Annotated in this window: 15 protein-coding genes; 10 read left to right on the top strand and 5 right to left on the bottom strand. The window is 39.0% G+C overall.

Annotated features, from left to right (window positions below):
- The first annotated feature begins 22 nt into the window (after positions 1-22).
- From KJA58_RS00855 to KJA58_RS00840, 4 genes are all read left to right on the top strand, one after another.
- Entirely contained in the window at positions 23-511 is a 489-nt protein-coding gene (locus KJA58_RS00855; RefSeq protein ID WP_213357589.1) for a hypothetical protein, read from the top strand.
- A gap of 79 nt (positions 512-590) precedes the next feature.
- A complete protein-coding gene (locus KJA58_RS00850) occupies positions 591-1,043 on the top strand; it encodes a hypothetical protein (RefSeq protein ID WP_213357588.1) in 453 nt (150 codons plus the stop codon).
- A 181-nt stretch (positions 1,044-1,224) separates the two neighbouring features.
- Positions 1,225-1,731 (top strand): hypothetical protein, encoded by a 507-nt coding sequence (locus KJA58_RS00845; protein WP_213357587.1) that lies wholly within the window; start codon positions 1,225-1,227, stop codon positions 1,729-1,731.
- Positions 1,732-1,932: 201 nt separating this feature from the next.
- Positions 1,933-2,397: a hypothetical protein gene (locus KJA58_RS00840; RefSeq protein WP_213357586.1), complete on the top strand. Its 465-nt coding sequence runs from the start codon at positions 1,933-1,935 to the stop codon at positions 2,395-2,397.
- Positions 2,398-2,540: 143 nt separating this feature from the next.
- On the opposite strand, the gene KJA58_RS00835 is transcribed toward KJA58_RS00840, so the two are convergent.
- Positions 2,541-3,845 (bottom strand): PhoH family protein, encoded by a 1,305-nt coding sequence (locus KJA58_RS00835; RefSeq protein WP_213358352.1) that lies wholly within the window; start codon positions 3,843-3,845, stop codon positions 2,541-2,543.
- A gap of 218 nt (positions 3,846-4,063) precedes the next feature.
- On the opposite strand from KJA58_RS00835, the gene KJA58_RS00830 reads away from it, so the two are divergent.
- Entirely contained in the window at positions 4,064-4,792 is a 729-nt protein-coding gene (locus KJA58_RS00830) for a hypothetical protein (protein ID WP_213357585.1), read from the top strand.
- A gap of 164 nt (positions 4,793-4,956) precedes the next feature.
- Positions 4,957-6,174 (top strand): SH3 domain-containing protein, encoded by a 1,218-nt coding sequence (locus KJA58_RS00825; RefSeq protein ID WP_213357584.1) that lies wholly within the window; start codon positions 4,957-4,959, stop codon positions 6,172-6,174.
- A 6-nt stretch (positions 6,175-6,180) separates the two neighbouring features.
- Here the strand turns inward: KJA58_RS00825 and KJA58_RS00820 are convergent, their stop codons facing one another.
- The 3 genes from KJA58_RS00820 to KJA58_RS00810 all read right to left on the bottom strand — a co-directional run bounded on the left by KJA58_RS00820 (position 6,181) and on the right by KJA58_RS00810 (position 9,779).
- Positions 6,181-7,269, bottom strand: a complete 1,089-nt coding sequence (locus KJA58_RS00820; RefSeq protein ID WP_213357583.1) for an exo-alpha-sialidase — start codon at positions 7,267-7,269, stop codon at positions 6,181-6,183.
- Positions 7,270-7,365: 96 nt separating this feature from the next.
- A complete protein-coding gene (cydB, locus tag KJA58_RS00815) occupies positions 7,366-8,427 on the bottom strand; it encodes a cytochrome d ubiquinol oxidase subunit II (RefSeq protein ID WP_213357582.1) in 1,062 nt (353 codons plus the stop codon).
- A gap of 32 nt (positions 8,428-8,459) precedes the next feature.
- Positions 8,460-9,779, bottom strand: a complete 1,320-nt coding sequence (locus tag KJA58_RS00810; protein ID WP_213357581.1) for a cytochrome ubiquinol oxidase subunit I — start codon at positions 9,777-9,779, stop codon at positions 8,460-8,462.
- A 329-nt stretch (positions 9,780-10,108) separates the two neighbouring features.
- On the opposite strand from KJA58_RS00810, the gene cdaA reads away from it, so the two are divergent.
- Genes cdaA through KJA58_RS00790 form a run of 4 tightly spaced genes read left to right on the top strand, consistent with a single transcriptional unit; the run spans position 10,109 to position 13,890 of the window.
- Positions 10,109-10,891, top strand: coding sequence for a diadenylate cyclase CdaA (cdaA, locus tag KJA58_RS00805; RefSeq protein ID WP_213357580.1), 783 nt, complete (start codon positions 10,109-10,111; stop codon positions 10,889-10,891).
- On the top strand, positions 10,891-12,189 hold the full coding sequence (locus KJA58_RS00800; RefSeq protein WP_425513808.1) for a CdaR family protein: 1,299 nt from the start codon (positions 10,891-10,893) through the stop codon (positions 12,187-12,189). Before cdaA ends, KJA58_RS00800 begins: the two co-directional genes overlap by 1 nt.
- Positions 12,190-12,207: 18 nt before the next feature.
- Positions 12,208-12,519: a hypothetical protein gene (locus KJA58_RS00795; protein ID WP_213357579.1), complete on the top strand. Its 312-nt coding sequence runs from the start codon at positions 12,208-12,210 to the stop codon at positions 12,517-12,519.
- Positions 12,520-12,552: 33 nt separating this feature from the next.
- The gene (locus KJA58_RS00790; protein ID WP_213357578.1) at positions 12,553-13,890 is read left to right on the top strand and encodes an LpxL/LpxP family acyltransferase; all 1,338 of its coding nucleotides are present in this window, start codon (positions 12,553-12,555) and stop codon (positions 13,888-13,890) included.
- A gap of 28 nt (positions 13,891-13,918) precedes the next feature.
- Here KJA58_RS00790 and pyk read toward each other — a convergent pair whose 3' ends face one another.
- Positions 13,919-15,358 (bottom strand): pyruvate kinase, encoded by a 1,440-nt coding sequence (gene pyk / locus KJA58_RS00785; protein WP_213357577.1) that lies wholly within the window; start codon positions 15,356-15,358, stop codon positions 13,919-13,921.
- Positions 15,359-15,360 lie beyond the last annotated feature (2 nt).

Raw genomic sequence — 15,360 nt, 5'->3', positions numbered from 1 at the left:
GAAACTAAACTTGGTACTTTACATGAGTTTACTTATAGAAGTTAAGCCTAATGAATTACCCTTAAATGTTTTAAAAACAGACGCTTCCATTATAAGCAAAAACGACAAGTACTTTAAACCCGTAGACGGAATAGACCTTAGAGGTTACTGGACGTTTATGCCTCTAGGATTCTTTATTTCGCAACTAATCCCAGTGGTCGGCATTGTAACAGGAAGCATGGCCATTGCCGCAGCTCAGAAAAATAAGCGTTTAATTATTGAAAACACCTCCATAGAAACCTTTAAGAGAAGCTCTGCCGCAGAAATCCGTTTAACTCAAGCTTTCGGCGTGCTAGCTATATTAGGGCTTGCCTTACCCGTATTTCTAGTAGCTTGTGCTGTAGTCGCCATAGCAACAATCATTACGGCGATTTTAGTTGTGATTCAATTCGCCCTACTTCGGCTTGTAACCTTATTGAAACCCAGAGTTTTTATGCGGGCGATAGACCTTAATCCTGCAGTCCAAGTATAACCTAAAAACATGGCTAAATAAAACCCTGGAGACTCTCTGTTCTCCTTTTTAGGCAGTAAAACGTATCTGAGAGAATTTTATGGAAATAGCAGCAGCTGTTGGAAAACTAATTTCTGACGATCCTTTTGATACTCACAAAATTCCCCCAGGCTTCTTTACTAAAGGAGATAAGATTTGTGTTGTAGTAAGAAACATTGATCCCAGAGGAATTCTCAGTCATATTCCTAAAACTCTTTTTGTTCTGCAGTTAATTCCTCTTGTTGGCATCGTGGCCGGCGCTATCACGTTTCGCGCTGCTTATAGGAACGAGCGCCTCATAAAAGAGACGACCGGACTTCCGGGCCTTGATAACGACTCTCTACTCACGATTCGTTCTACCCAAGTATGGGCCATTCTTTCTATGCTCGGCCTAGCTCTTCCTGTCTTTGTCCTTACCCTAGCTTTAGCCCTTGTCGCCGCCACCATAGCATTCCTAATAATAGCTCCGACACTCTTAGTAAGAACATTCACCCTAGGCACTAATAACCCATAACCCAACTCTCGTAAAATAAAAAATTAAAATGAATGATCCTTTGCTAAACAGCTTACTTCTGTAATCTTTTAAATCCATATTACACAGAATCCCTCCACTACTTCTGTCGAATAAAACCCCGTGCCTTTTATGAAAAAACTTGTTAAAATAGCAGCGCTTTTTATTTGACTTAGAGGCTTTTGTGGAAATACCCGTTCTTGTTGGCCCTTCGGGAGCTTCTCGAGTTCCAGGAAAATACTACACAACATTCAGAGGATCTCTCCTCGGAACCTTTCAATACGTAGACCTCGACCCCAGAGGGCTTATTTCAGAAATGCCCTGGTACTTTGCTCTTCTCCAATTAGTGCCTGGGATAGGAATAGTAACTGGAGCAATAACTCTCCGAAGCGTTTATAAAAACAAAAAAGCAATACATCGAGAGACCGGATTAAGAGAAATTCCAGATAGGCCCATTTTACGCGATCTTCGCATAGCAGGTCTTTTCGGCCTCCTCTCAATGCTAGGCCTCTCCCTCCTCGCTGTTCTGATAATAGCGGCAGTTATTTTAGTAATAGCCTTGTCTCTTTTGATGCAACATAGTTACAGCCTTCTTGTTAATTTTGTCAAAAGTCAACTGGTATTAGATTCCTCATCACGCCCCCTGCAATCAGATCTCAAAAAAAATTCAGTGCCTTGCAGAAAGTCCTAACGAGCAAGCCCCCTCTTCCGTCTCGTCTAATACCCTCTTGGTTTGCGAAGAATGGATCCTTTTCAAATAGAACTCCGCTACATTCCCTCAGATCCCATCACGAAACAACTGATTGCTATCCAACTATAGAATAAAATCTCGTGCTTTTTATGAAGAAACTCATTAAAACACTGATTCTTTTTATTTAATTTAGATGCTCTTATGGAGATAGCTGTTTTCGTAGGACCTTCAGATACCCTTCGCCAGCCAGACAAATGCTACGATCGGCCTCGAGTATGGCGAAAAAGCACTTTTCAATGTATAAACGTTGATCCCAGAGGGCTGGTGACTGAAATGCCCTTATACTTTTTTCTGCTCCAATTAATACCTGGGATAGGAATAATAACTGGAACCATAACTCTTTATTGCGCATATAAAAACCGGCAAACTATTCTTCGGGAGTCTGGACAGAAAGAAATTCTAGATCGGAATGTTACCAACAATCTGCGCTTAACCATTGTCTTCGGCATCCTTTCGATGCTAGGCCTTTCTCTTATTGCTATGCTAGTGCTGTATGCGGTTATGCTAGTGATGATTTTTTCTCTTGCAGTAGAGCTAAGCTGTTACTCCAGCATAGACTTTTTCAGAAAGCTGCTAAAGCTAGATTTCTCATCAAAACTTTCGTAACTATCCTTAAAAAAATTTAAAAACTAGAAAAACTTCCAAGTCGAATCAAAAGCAGATCCTCTCGTTCTTGCCTAAATGAAAACTTCTATCCCAAGCAGCTGTTTTGAAGACATGAAAGAAAGGAAGACAAAAGCCTTAAAAAATTACAATATTTTTGCCGCTGCTGCGGCAAGTTCTGAACGCTCTGTCCTGGACATAAACATGTGACCATAGAGAGAAAGATTGCGGAACTTACCTACCAAATAAGTTAATCCATTAGAATTTTCGTCGAAATATGGACTATCTATTTGTGTCGGATCTCCAGTAAGAATTATTTTTGTCCCCTGTCCTGCTCTAGACACAATAGTTTTGATTTCATGAGGCGTTAAGTTTTGCGCCTCGTCAATAATCATAAACACTTTAGGTAAAGATCGTCCTCTAATATAAGTTAATGCTTCCATCTCTATTTTTTTAGCAGAAATCAGCGATGGCAAGGTTTCTCCAAAATCTTCCATACCATTGAGATGGCACAAAAATTCCATATTATCATAAATAGGCTGCATCCAATGAGCTAATTTATCTTCTTTAACGCCAGGAAGAAACCCAATGTCTTTACCCATAGGCACAATAGGCCTACTTATAAGAAGCTTATTGTATATTCCTTTGTCAAAAACTTTATGCATAGCTGCAGCCAAAGCTAATAAAGTTTTCCCAGACCCAGCTTGGCCTATAAGAGTGACTAACTTCACCTCATCCCTGAGCAATAAATCTAAAGCACACTTCTGCTCTACGTTGAGAGGTTTTATTCCCCAAACAGAATCTGGAAGAGCCTTTAAAGAAACCAATTTACTAACGGAGACATCATAGCGAGCCAGAGCAGAAGATCTCTCTCCTTCCTGAAGAAGGAAGTACTCATTAGGAGATGGATCTAGATCAACAGAAATTTCTGCCTCGCCATCTTTATAAAAGGACTGTATCACTTCAGAATCCACGTCTATACGCCGAAAGCCTTTGTACAGAGATCTAAAAGCAAAACGTTGATTCTCATAGTCTCTGGATTCTATCCCCATGCTTTCAGCGCGGACGCGTCTTCCTAGGCTCTTAGTTACGTAAACAAAACGCTCTCCTCTATCAACCAACATTTGGAGGACGTCTAAAACTAAAAGTTTAGAGGCTTTCAATGTTTCATGTTGAGGAAGAACAGCGACACTTAAAAAAGTCCCGTTATCTAAACAAATTCCTTCCGAACAATTTCTAGAAGAATTTTCTAATAAATGTCTGATATTCAAAAGTGCTCTAGAAGCATTTTTTGCTGATTCATCTCGAAACTTCCCCACGGACTCTAATTCTTCTAAAACCGTAAAGGGAAGAATAACTTTACATCCTTCAAAAGAGGTTATTGCTTCTGGATCATAGATTAAGACACTAGTATCTAAAACAAAAGCTTTCTTTAATTTATTGTTTGACATCAACAAATGATTCCGAGGTGAAATCTCACACAAATTCAATTCTGTTCGTAGCTTTTCCTGCATTATTATTTCAAGCAATTATTACCATAGACATTAATACAAAAAAAATTTATTTAGCACTCTTTAAGATGGAGCGCTAGTTGTTTGGCAAAAATTACTACAATTTTATACAATCTGGCTTTCGAAAAGATTTCTAGCGCTTTTTCAAGAGAGGCAACATGAGAGTGAAGGTCAACGAACATATCATCTGCATTCCCCCCTACATTTCGGCGAAATGGAGTCAAATAGCTTTTCTTGAAGCCAAAGAAAGTAATGAGCACCAAGCAACTCTTCACCTGCATTTGACTGATGGAAGTGTTGTAGAAATCCCTGGCCTAGATAAGGCTATTGTAGATGTCGTTTTCAATGAGCATCTCCGTTTTTTGGAAAACTCCCAAGCAAAAAAAGAAATAGAAAAAAAAGAAGATGAAAAAATTTTTCCCCTCCTTTCACTAATACAGCAAATAACAAAAAATACAGATGTACAGATTCTGTCAGCAAAGTCTCTACTCCCCATACCAGGCTCATATCCCATAGAAATGATTTTGCAACACGTTCCAGAACATAAGGATCACTCTGATGCTCCAACAGAAGTTCTAGAAAAAATGGCTGAAATTACGAAAAACTTAGCTAATAATATTCCTGGAGCACTGCCCTCTCCCGAACCTCACTGCAACTGTTTGCACTGTCAAGTAGGCCGGTTCATCGAAGAGGAGAATGACTCAACTGTTTCAGAGTCTGATCTTTCTTTCAGATCTTGGGACATAGTTCAAAGCGGAGAAAACATGTATGTCGTTACCAATCCTTTAGATCCTAAAGAACAGTTCAGCGTCTATCTAGGAACACCTATAGGATGCACTTGTGGACAAACAACGTGCGAGCACATTGAAGCCGTCCTTTATACATAGGGGATGAAGAAAACAATCTTCTTCGCAATTAAACTCGTATCGCCATTGACTTTTTCAAAATCGTCGATATAATCTCACCCGTGATGGGGCGCAGCGTTTTTTGCTGCTCCGCCCGGCTGAGTTAATGCTTTCAGGCAAAAGAGATGAATGAATAAGGAGATGGCATGCGTCAATTACCCGTTCTATTGTTGATCCTAGGCTCTCAGCTGGTATCTCAGCAATCTTTGGCATCTTCCAATAAGAGCTCTGGAACTAAAGAGCTTTTATCCAAAGAATTCTCTTCTTTTACTGGAGAAATCAAAGGGTCAAAAGTCAGATTACGTCATGCCCCCAATGTTGGCAGCACCATCATTAAGGAATTATCTAAAGGAGACAAACTTTTAGTCGTCGGAATGAACTCCGAATATTACATGGTAAAACCTCCGTCATCAGTAACGGGATACATATTCAAAACCTTTGTACTTGATGGCGTAGTCGAGGGAGAGCAAGTCAATGTCCGCCTTGAGCCCTCTACAACAGCTCCCATTGTTACCCGTCTGTCGCGGGGAACAGAAATCAAAACCATTCCAGGGCCATCTTCACAAGGAAAATGGCAAGAAATTGCCTTGCCAGAAGAGTGCGTGTTTTACGTAGCTAAAAACTACATCAATAATATTGGTTCTCCAGAAGTTTATCAAACTTTAGAGCATAACAGAAAAATTGCTTTAGATCTCTTGGACTCCGCAGCTTCTTTCGCTTTTAAGGAGTTAGAAAAACCTCTGAAGTCTGTCGATCTCGAATCTATCTATAGCAAAGTCAACCTTGTCCAAACAGAAGAATTTGCTGGAATTCCTGAACTGCAAAAAAAAATTCAGGAAGTTTTGGAAAAGATACAGGACCGTTACCTAGAAAAAACCTCTACGGAAGAGATCTCTAGCTCAAAACCGCTACCTCCTACGAACTCTTTTTCCTCTCATCTTCCCAAAGCTATAGAAAACTATATGGGAAAATCTCTTCTATCTCAACATATTCGCAAACAGACAACCATCAAGTGCTCTCCTCAAACTAAGGGGCGGGTGACGATGGAAAATTCTTTGTTTTCGGTATGGGCTAATATGCAAAACTCTAGCAACGTCTCGCTAGAAGATTTTTATAAAGCGGAGCAAGCTAAAGCCTCTACCTTAAGAGGAACAATAGAGCAGTATACTCACGTTGTTCGAAATAACCCAGGAGATTATCTACTCAAAGATCAAGACAACACTCTAGCCTTTCTGTATACTACCAAATTTGACATGGATGCTTGGGTTGGAAAAAAAGTTGTTGTACAAGTTGTTCCCAGACCCAATAACCATTTTGCTTTTCCAGCTTATTTCATCTTGTCTATCAGAGAGGACAAGCTTTGATTCTGACTAATCGAAGATTTCGCTAACGAACACAGCGTCTCCAGAAATTAAAGCACGAGATGAGAGCTTTTTATATTTTATCCTCTTTTTACCATTGATTTTGACCGTATACACTATGTGCACATAACCATCTGAGGTTAAAACAGCTGAAGGATTTTCCGAGAACCCTTTTTCTATCTCCTTTACCTCATTCCATTGAGTTTCTATATCAGAAATAGAAAAACAAGATAGGTTTTGGGGTCCAATAAGCGAGTTATTTGCAAAGACAAACAAAGTATTCATCCCATAAACAGCGGTAACAGAAGTGTCTGGATTAGGCCATGGACTCGTTTCTACTTCAGACCAGCTTTTGCCTTCATCAAAAGATCGAGAAAATAAAATGCTTGCTCCTGTATCGTAACTCGAACCCGCATGATTACGACATACTAGTAACAAACTATCATCGCCAAGAGATACTAGAGACGGTTCTTTAGGTTGTTTATCAAAGCTTGTGGAATATACTGGGCCTCTTTTCCCCTTCCATTTTCTGAGTTTGATATCCACTACTTCTAACCAAACAGAGGTCGTTGTTGTTAATTTTTTGGAATAGGGGTAACAAGCATAAACGGGCAGATACATCATTCCTAAAGATCTTTTCACTAATGGAGCATTCCTCATTGAGCCTAAAATTCCTGGAGGCAAAATTTTCTCCTCTCCCCATAAACGCCCTCCACTAGACGAAATCTTAGCACAAGAGTGGGAAGAGCCCTCCCTCTGTTTTTCATAAAACAATATAATCTCCTTTGAAGAAATTTTGGCTAATATAGGATTGCTATGCGAACTTTTTTCGCTCTTAAAAGGCAACATTAGATCTTTCCATATTCCCCCCACGTATTCCTTTGCCACAAGCCTTTTAACTGAACAGTCTTCTTCCCAAACAACCAGAAGCCTCCCCCCTAAATCTACAATGCTAGCTTTATCGCTATTTGTACTCTCTGAAGAAAGAATACACTCTTCCTCATCACATACATTATCCTCCCAGAATACTTCTCCTGAAACTTCCCGAAAAAAACCTATTAACGCAATAAAGAAGACGATGAAACACCGACAGAACATAAAACCCTCTAAAAATAAAATAAATATTTTACATTCAGAAGGTTTTATGTAGAACCTCTAACAGCTCTCTAGAAACAATTTCTAAACAAAGCTCTTTCAATATATGGATTTGAAATCAGTTTTACCTCGAAACACTCGATATATGTAAACAGCATAAGCAATAACAAAAGGCAGCCCTATTAAAACAATAAGAAGAAGCACCTTCAACGTCTTTGCTTCTACTGCGCTGTTGTAAACAGTGAGGGAATGCTCTGGAGACACTAAAGAACGCAATAAATTAGGAAAAAGCATTACACTACTAGAAACAACTAAACAAACAAGGTTGCAAACAGAAAAAAAGAAAGCCTGGCGATACTTAGCTATTCTAACTTTTTTGACAGAAGCAACCAAAGCCAAACAACTAGCTAAAACACAGCCAATCATAACAGGATAGCCTGCTCCGAAAAGAAGTTCCTTTAACTTTAAAGTAGTTACTACAACTACAGTGAGCTGAAGAACCAAAAATATAGACACTAGCTGAGACATTTTTTGAGAAATCCGCTGCTCCAACTCTCCATCTACTTTAATTAAAGAAAAGCAGGCCCCATGAATAGAATATGCGGAGACTACCAATAATCCACATAATACTGCGTAAGGGCGAAAGAAAAGAGACCAAGATATTTCTGCATAAGAAATATCTGGAGCTATAGGCAACCCCATTAATAAATTTCCAAGAAAAGCACCTAAGAAAAATGCTATTAATGAACCAGAAAAAGCAAAGGAACAATCCCAAAACTTCTTCCACCTTTTTGATTCACTTTTACTACGAAACTCCAAAGATACTCCTCTGAGAATTAACATAGTCACAAAGCTCCACATGGGCATGTAGAATATAGACAACAATAATGCATAGGCACTGGGAAAGCCAGCAAACATCCCCGCAATAACAATAATTAACCAGACTTCATTCCCGTCCCAAACAGGCCCTATAGAGTTCAGAAGCTTTCTTCTGTCCTCTTCCGTTTTTGACAAAAAATATATGGAACTGACACCTAAATCAAAGCCTTCTCCTAAAGAGTAGGCGAACACAGCCACAGCCAATATGACATACCAAAGAACTGCAAGCGTATTCTCAGAAAAAAGAGAAGAAAAAACTCCAGAAGAAAACGTACTTAGCATTTGATAACCTCTAAACTCTAATTTCTTTCAGCTTATTCTTGTTCAGGTCCCTCTGAAATTTTTTTCAAAAGTAAAGTCGTAAATAAACCAAATAATAAGCAAAAAATAATACTAAAAAGAACCAAGGATTGGATAACTTGTCCTCGATTAACAAATAACGAGGTCGCGTCTTTGACTCTCATCAAACCTTGCACAATCCAAGGTTGTCTTCCTATCTCCGCAGCTGCCCAGCCAACCTCATTACAGATAGCCGGTATCAACACGGAAAAGGATAAAAGCCTAAAGAAAAAGTTTGATTGAGCCCACCTTTTTCCTTTGTATGCTGCGATACCAGTAATGGCAAGAAGAAACATCACGCCCCAAAGAGCTATCATTAAATGATACAATTGAAATACTACTTGAACATTTGGAATATCTTCTTTACTGAAAGCGTCCAATCCGGTTACCGGAGTATTGATGTTCCTGTGAACCAGTAAAGATAAAGCTCCAGGAATGGCCACTCCATGAACTTTTTCGTTTTCTACATCAACGTATCCGAATAACCATATAGGCGTTCTTTCCTTAGTTTTAAAAACTCCTTCAAAGGCAGCCAATTTTGCTGGCTGATTAACGGCTAGGTGTCGCGCAGTGGTATCTCCTGACCACAACTGCAAGACCAGCAAAATTACAGCTGTTATAGAGCTTACTTTCAAACCCTTAACAGCAAACTCTAAATGTCTTTTTTTCCATAGATAGTAAGCGGAAATGCTTAATACAAGAAAACATCCGGATAACCAAGCCCCCAAGGTGGCATGGGTAAATCTGTCTAAGAAGGAAGGAGAAAAAACAGCTTTCCAGAACGACTCTATCACCGGAACCTCTTGTCCATTAACAATAGCCATCTTGTACCCTGAAGGTGTCTGCATCCAAGAATTAGCCGCTATGATCCAAAAAGCGCTCATATGAGCACCTAATGCCACCATACATGTGGAGAAAAAATACATTTTCTCAGAAACCTTGCCTCTGCCAAAGACCAAAACACCAAGAAAACCAGATTCCAAAAAAAAGGCGAAAACACCTTCACTTCCAAGAAGCGTTCCAAAAACATTGCCCACATAGGTAGAAAATCTGGCCCAATTAGATCCGAACGAAAAGATCTGCATTAACCCAGTGACGACTCCAACAACAAACAGTAAAGAAAAAATCTTAACCCAAAAGTAAGTAAGCCTGCGATATACTTCCAAGCCAGTTTTTAAAAATAGCCCCTGCATAATAACCAACATACCTCCTAATCCCAGACTTAACGGAACAAAGAGATAATGAAAACCCACGAACAAACCAAATTGAATTCGAGACAAAAGCAAAGCATCCATAAATCAATTCTGTCTAAAAGATTAAAAAAAGTTTACCATACACGAACGAAATCTTACTCTCAAGTCTATATAAACCCTTTTCCCCTCATTTGTAATTACAAAACAAATCTATTTTATTCTATAAACAAGGGTCATTCTGATCATCTTTATCAAAGCTAAACAAGTCAACTATCTATTTCTATCTAAAAATAAATAAAAATTCTTTCACCTTAAGGGTATCTTCTGTATGCTGCGGCTAAATTCTTAGAAAGATTCTTTCTCTAAAGATCCCTAATGGAAGGGGGCGATATTAAAAACAAAAGAAGAGCACGCGTGTAGTTTTGTCTGTTATGGATGCTTCCCATTTAATTCCTCTTGCCGAAATTGTTTTGATTTGGGCGTTCTTACACTACCTCTTGAAATTTTTCTGGGGAACAAGAGCCATGGATGTGGTCTTTGGCTTTTTATTCTTTTTGTTCCTATTCGTTCTTTCTGACAGACTAAATCTTCCTGTTATAAACAAGTTAATGCTTAATGTAGTGAATATCGCCGCTGTAGCCGTCTTTATTATTTTCCAACCTGAAATTAGACTAGCTCTTTCTCGAATACGCATCCGAGGAAGAAAGTATAATCTAAATGCCAAAGACCATTTTATCGAACAAATTACCAATACTGTTTACTATTTTTCCGAAAGACAAATTGGCGCTCTTATCGTACTGGAAAACAAAGACTCTCTCAACGAATACCTCAATCTATCTTCCGTTGCACTGAATGCTGATTTTTCTGAGGAATTGCTCAAATCTATCTTTGAACCTACTTCACCTTTGCACGACGGCGCAGTTATTATACGAGGAGAGGTTATTGCTTACGCTAGGGTAATTTTACCTCTGGCCCAAGATACGGCGCAACTCTCTAGGACAATGGGGACTAGGCACAGAGCAGCCTTAGGGGCCAGCCAAAAAACGGATGCCTTGATCATTACTGTTTCCGAAGAAAATGGAAACGTTTCTTTGTCTAGGGACGGGCTTCTAACCAGAGGAGTAAAGATGGATCGATTTAAGGCTGTATTAAGGAGTTTATTCGCAGCAAATAAAAATAGAAATAAATCTTATAAATCATGGCTTTCTTTCTAATGAAATCGTTTTTATTTTCTTTATTCGTAAAAAATTGGCCAAGAAAACTCGTTTCTCTAGTATTTGCTGTTAGCATTTGGTTCCTCGTTAATCAAACCACAACGGTCTCTAAAACGCTTACCAACATCCCTATTCGTATTATAGGCTTACTCCCAGAACAAACTGTCGTAGGCTTGCTTCCCACAGGATTATTAAAAAAACGAATAACTATCACTATTACAGGAAACAAAATCGTTGTCCAAGATTTACGTCCTAATGATCTTGAAGTAGTGATCGATGCTTCTGGACATAGAGAAAGTTGGATAGCTTCTATTGATAAGCACAATCTTGTAAGTCTAAATCAAAATGTAGACATAAGAAAACAAGTAACCTCTGTTGTTGCTTCGGATGTCTTTATCAACCTAACAAAATTTATAACAGAAGACATTACTGTCACTATCATGCCTCCAACAGGGAATCCTCCCAGAGGCTACGAATATCTTGATGTATGGCCTAAATATTTAAATCAAAAAATCAGCGGGCCTCAAGAACAAATTGCTGCATTAAAAGAACAAGGGTTGGAACTAACTTTAAATTTGAATAAAGTCTCTGCAGAAGAGTTAGATAAAAACTATATAGAACAAAATCACCACGACGAGGTTGTTTTCAAGGTCCCTGATAGTTGGAAAAAAATTTCCGTTCCCTTTGGAGATAATACTCTTATTACTTTAAATGATCCTAAGGCTGATTTTTTAAGAATATTGTTTCTGAAACAAGAGCTAATGCCTCTAGACGCAAAATTACCTATATTTCTTTTTTTCCCAGTCAAATATAGTGCTTCCATAAACCCTCTAGACTATTCCATCCTACCTACCAAAGCTGTTTCTCAAAAAAACGGCATCCCCGTACTAAATATTCCTTTATACGTCAAAGATGTTAGCAGACTATTCCTTGATGTCGTTAAAGATAATCTTTCAGTAGCCGTCGTGGTTATTCCTTCTCAGCAACCTAGCTCCCAGGCCAACTGTGCCATCGAGTTTATCGATGAGAAGACTCTAGAGAACACTTTTGTAAAAACTACCATAGAACACGAAACTTATGAAAACGAAATTCTGAGACAAGCTGACGAGCAACAGATTCGACACAGATTTCGAGAATACTTAAGGAAAATAACTCTCTTCAATGACAGCGGTAAACCTCTTTCCCTGTCTGCAAAAGTTAAAGAAAACAAAGTGATTATTACAGAACAAAAGCTATCACTAATGAAAAATGATATTCCTTTAAAAAAACCCTCTGGTATAACTCTAGAGCAACATTGAACCCTCAAGGACAAGCACATGTGCTGTACAGATTGTATTTCGGCTTCGACTAACTGCTTGCTTACAATAACCTGTTCTCCTTTCGATCGAAGCCATAAAAAAAGAGAAGCTATAACGTTAGCAGCATCCACCTTAATGTCTATTATTTTTCTAACATCGGTTTCTCTGATAAGCTTGGCAGCAGCAGAAATAATCACTCTACCTTCCCCCTTCTTTGGCGTGCAATCATCATACCTAGTTATAGCACTCCTTCTAGCGTCTGCTCTAATTTCTCTATCTCTGGCTATAGCTTGCATCAAATCATGGAATAAATTTTCCCGAACGATTTAGAACAAATTCACGCCGAAACTCCCCGGAATTCAAATGAGCAAGAGTCGTCAATCAAAAACAAAACATCTTCGACGCATTCTGGCAGAATTACCTCTTTACCTCTCTGTCTCCGCCATCATTCACATACTCAAATGTTTTCCTATTTCATTCATACATCTCACAGGTAAGTTACTAGGTCGAATTGCTTACATAAGCCTTAAAGATTATAGAAATACTGCACTAAGAAACCTTGCTCTAGCGTATCCAGAGAAAACTTTTGCAGAGAGGCAACAGATTGCCCAGAAATCTTTTGCTCACCTCGGAATTACTTTATTAGAAATTCTTTCCGTAGAAAGAATAGCTAAAAAAATCAATAACCTTATTCACATAGAAACAGAATCCAAAAGAGACCCTACTTTTCCCGCCACAATTATTTCAGACCTCGAATTAGAGAGTATTTATCAAAGACTTGCAAAGAAAGAAGGGCTTATCGCATTCTGCGGGCATCAAGCCAACTGGGAACTCCCATTTCTTTTTATTACCAAGGATTATCCTGGACTAGCCTTGGCGAAAACAGTCAAAAATCAGCTCCTTGATAAAAAAATCTGTAAATTACGAGAATTGCACAAAGGAAAGATCTCATCTCCCAAAGATGGTATCAGCAAATGTTTGAAAGCTTTACACCAAGGCAACTTAGTAGGTATTGTCGGAGATCAAGCTTTGCTTATGTCGACATATTCTTATCCTTTATTCGGAAGCGAGGCATGGACAACCATATCACCAGCAATATTAGCTCACAGAACCTCTGCTCCAATCATAGCTGTAGCCGTATCTAGGGAAAAACACGGTTATGTACTTCGCCCTTCCCCCCCGTTTTTTATAGACAAAGATCTGTCTCCTAAAGAAGCTTGTTCTGCTCTTATGGATAAATTGATGCGTTTCCTAGAAATTGGTATTCGACATCGACCAGAGCAGTGGATGTGGCTACATAAACGTTGGAAAAAAAAACTTCCGTCTTCCCTTAAGAAAAAATTCTCCTTTAGCCGCATCCTTATATTGCTCGATGAAAACTTTTCAAAAGAAAGAGAAGTGGTTCTTAGCCGATGGATTACAATATTTAAAGGTGCGGACATATCCGTTGCTGCAGAAGACGCCCATTCTAGACAACTAATAGCAGACATAACCTCCAAGCACCCAGAAACGAAAATATCTCTTCTAAAAGACAGCTCTGAGATTTTTTCCATTCCCAATACGTTCGAAGCTGTATTCGACTGCACAAATAACAAAGCTCTCCGAAGACACCTAAAAAAAACAGGAACAAACCACGCTTTCCCCTTAGCAAAAAAGACCACCAAAGAACTTTTTTCTCTAACAGAAAGTTTTCTTAAATAAGTCGAAACAAATCTCTTCGCGGAAAAAATTACTCTCCTCTGATAATGTCTTTTACCGAGGCTATTGCCAACATATTTGTTTCTCTGCTTCCGGAGCTACGGCTTAAAACCAAAATACGATCATCTTCTGAAAAGAACCTTTGTTCCAAACCATAAAGACATGCTTGTCTCCTCCACACAGTCCTGTTGGATTCTCCCGTCAGCATTGGATATACTCCCCATTCTGCAGAAAGCCTATGGTACAAAGAGGAAGAAGTTGTTACTGCCAAGACAGGTATTTCTGAACGGTATTTAGCCAAAAACACAGGCGATACCCCATTCTCCGTGTAAACAACAATTGCCCTTACTTTTGCTCGCTTAACGATAGAAACAACAGAGGATCCTAAAGCCTTTAGTCCAGAAGAAACATTTAAAATGCAGGCCCCATCATCACATTGAGAAAATTCATCACAACTTATGTTGCCTTCAGTCTTAGAAATAACAGCCTTCATAATATTCACTGCTTCTATAGGATAATTTCCTGAAGCTGTCTCTCCGGAAAGCATCACAGCTGAAGCTCCATCATATATAGCATTTGCTATGTCAGAAACTTCTGCCCTTGTCGGCAATAGATTATGGATCATAGATTCTAACATTTGCGTAGCAATAATACAAAAACGCCCTTTGTCTCTGGCAATTTTTGCCATACGCTTCTGCAAAACAGGAACTTCGACCACAGACAACTCTATACCTAAATCACCTCTAGCAATCATGATGCCATCAGCAACATCAGCTATCTGATTAAAGTTTTGCACTCCAGATTGGTTTTCAATCTTGGCTATGATAGGCATATCCGGTCTTCCATTCTCAGCCAAAAACTTCTTCATACTCTTAACATCTTCAGGATAACGAACAAAGGAGGCTGCCACAAAATCTACCCCTTGTTCTATGCCAAATCTAAGGTCTTCACGGTCTTTATCAGTCATGAAAGGCAGATCGACATCTACACCCCTTATACTTACGGACTTGTGGGATTTTAAAGTTCCATTAACGGTAAATTCTATTTCTAATCCATCCTCAATAATCTTGGTTACCTTAGCGTGGATATAACCGTCATCTACAAGAATCTCTACCCCAGGAGAAATATGAGAAATCACCGACGCTGGGTATAACGACACTCCCTGCTCATCGCCCTCTAATTCCCTAGCTACTAAAGAAAGCTTTTGTCCTTTGGAAATATTCATAGCTCCGTGACGAATCTTTCCTATCCGGATCTCCGGCCCTTTAGTATCCAACATGATAGCTAAAGGAACTCCTCTTTCTTGACGAAGGGTCTGCAATCTAGTAATGACTTTAGCATGTTCCTCATGGGATCCATGACTAAAGTTTAACCGAGCAATGTTCATCCCAGCATCTAATAAAGCATTTAACATCTCTTCACTGGATGTCCTTGGACCTATAGTGCAAACAACTTTTGTTCGTGTAATCATTA

The sequence above is a fragment of the Chlamydiifrater phoenicopteri genome (assembly GCF_902807005.1).
Taxonomy (GTDB): domain Bacteria; phylum Chlamydiota; class Chlamydiia; order Chlamydiales; family Chlamydiaceae; genus Chlamydiifrater; species Chlamydiifrater phoenicopteri.
The sequence above is the reverse complement of the archived record's forward strand: the minus strand, read 5'-3'. Positions and strand labels throughout refer to the sequence as shown.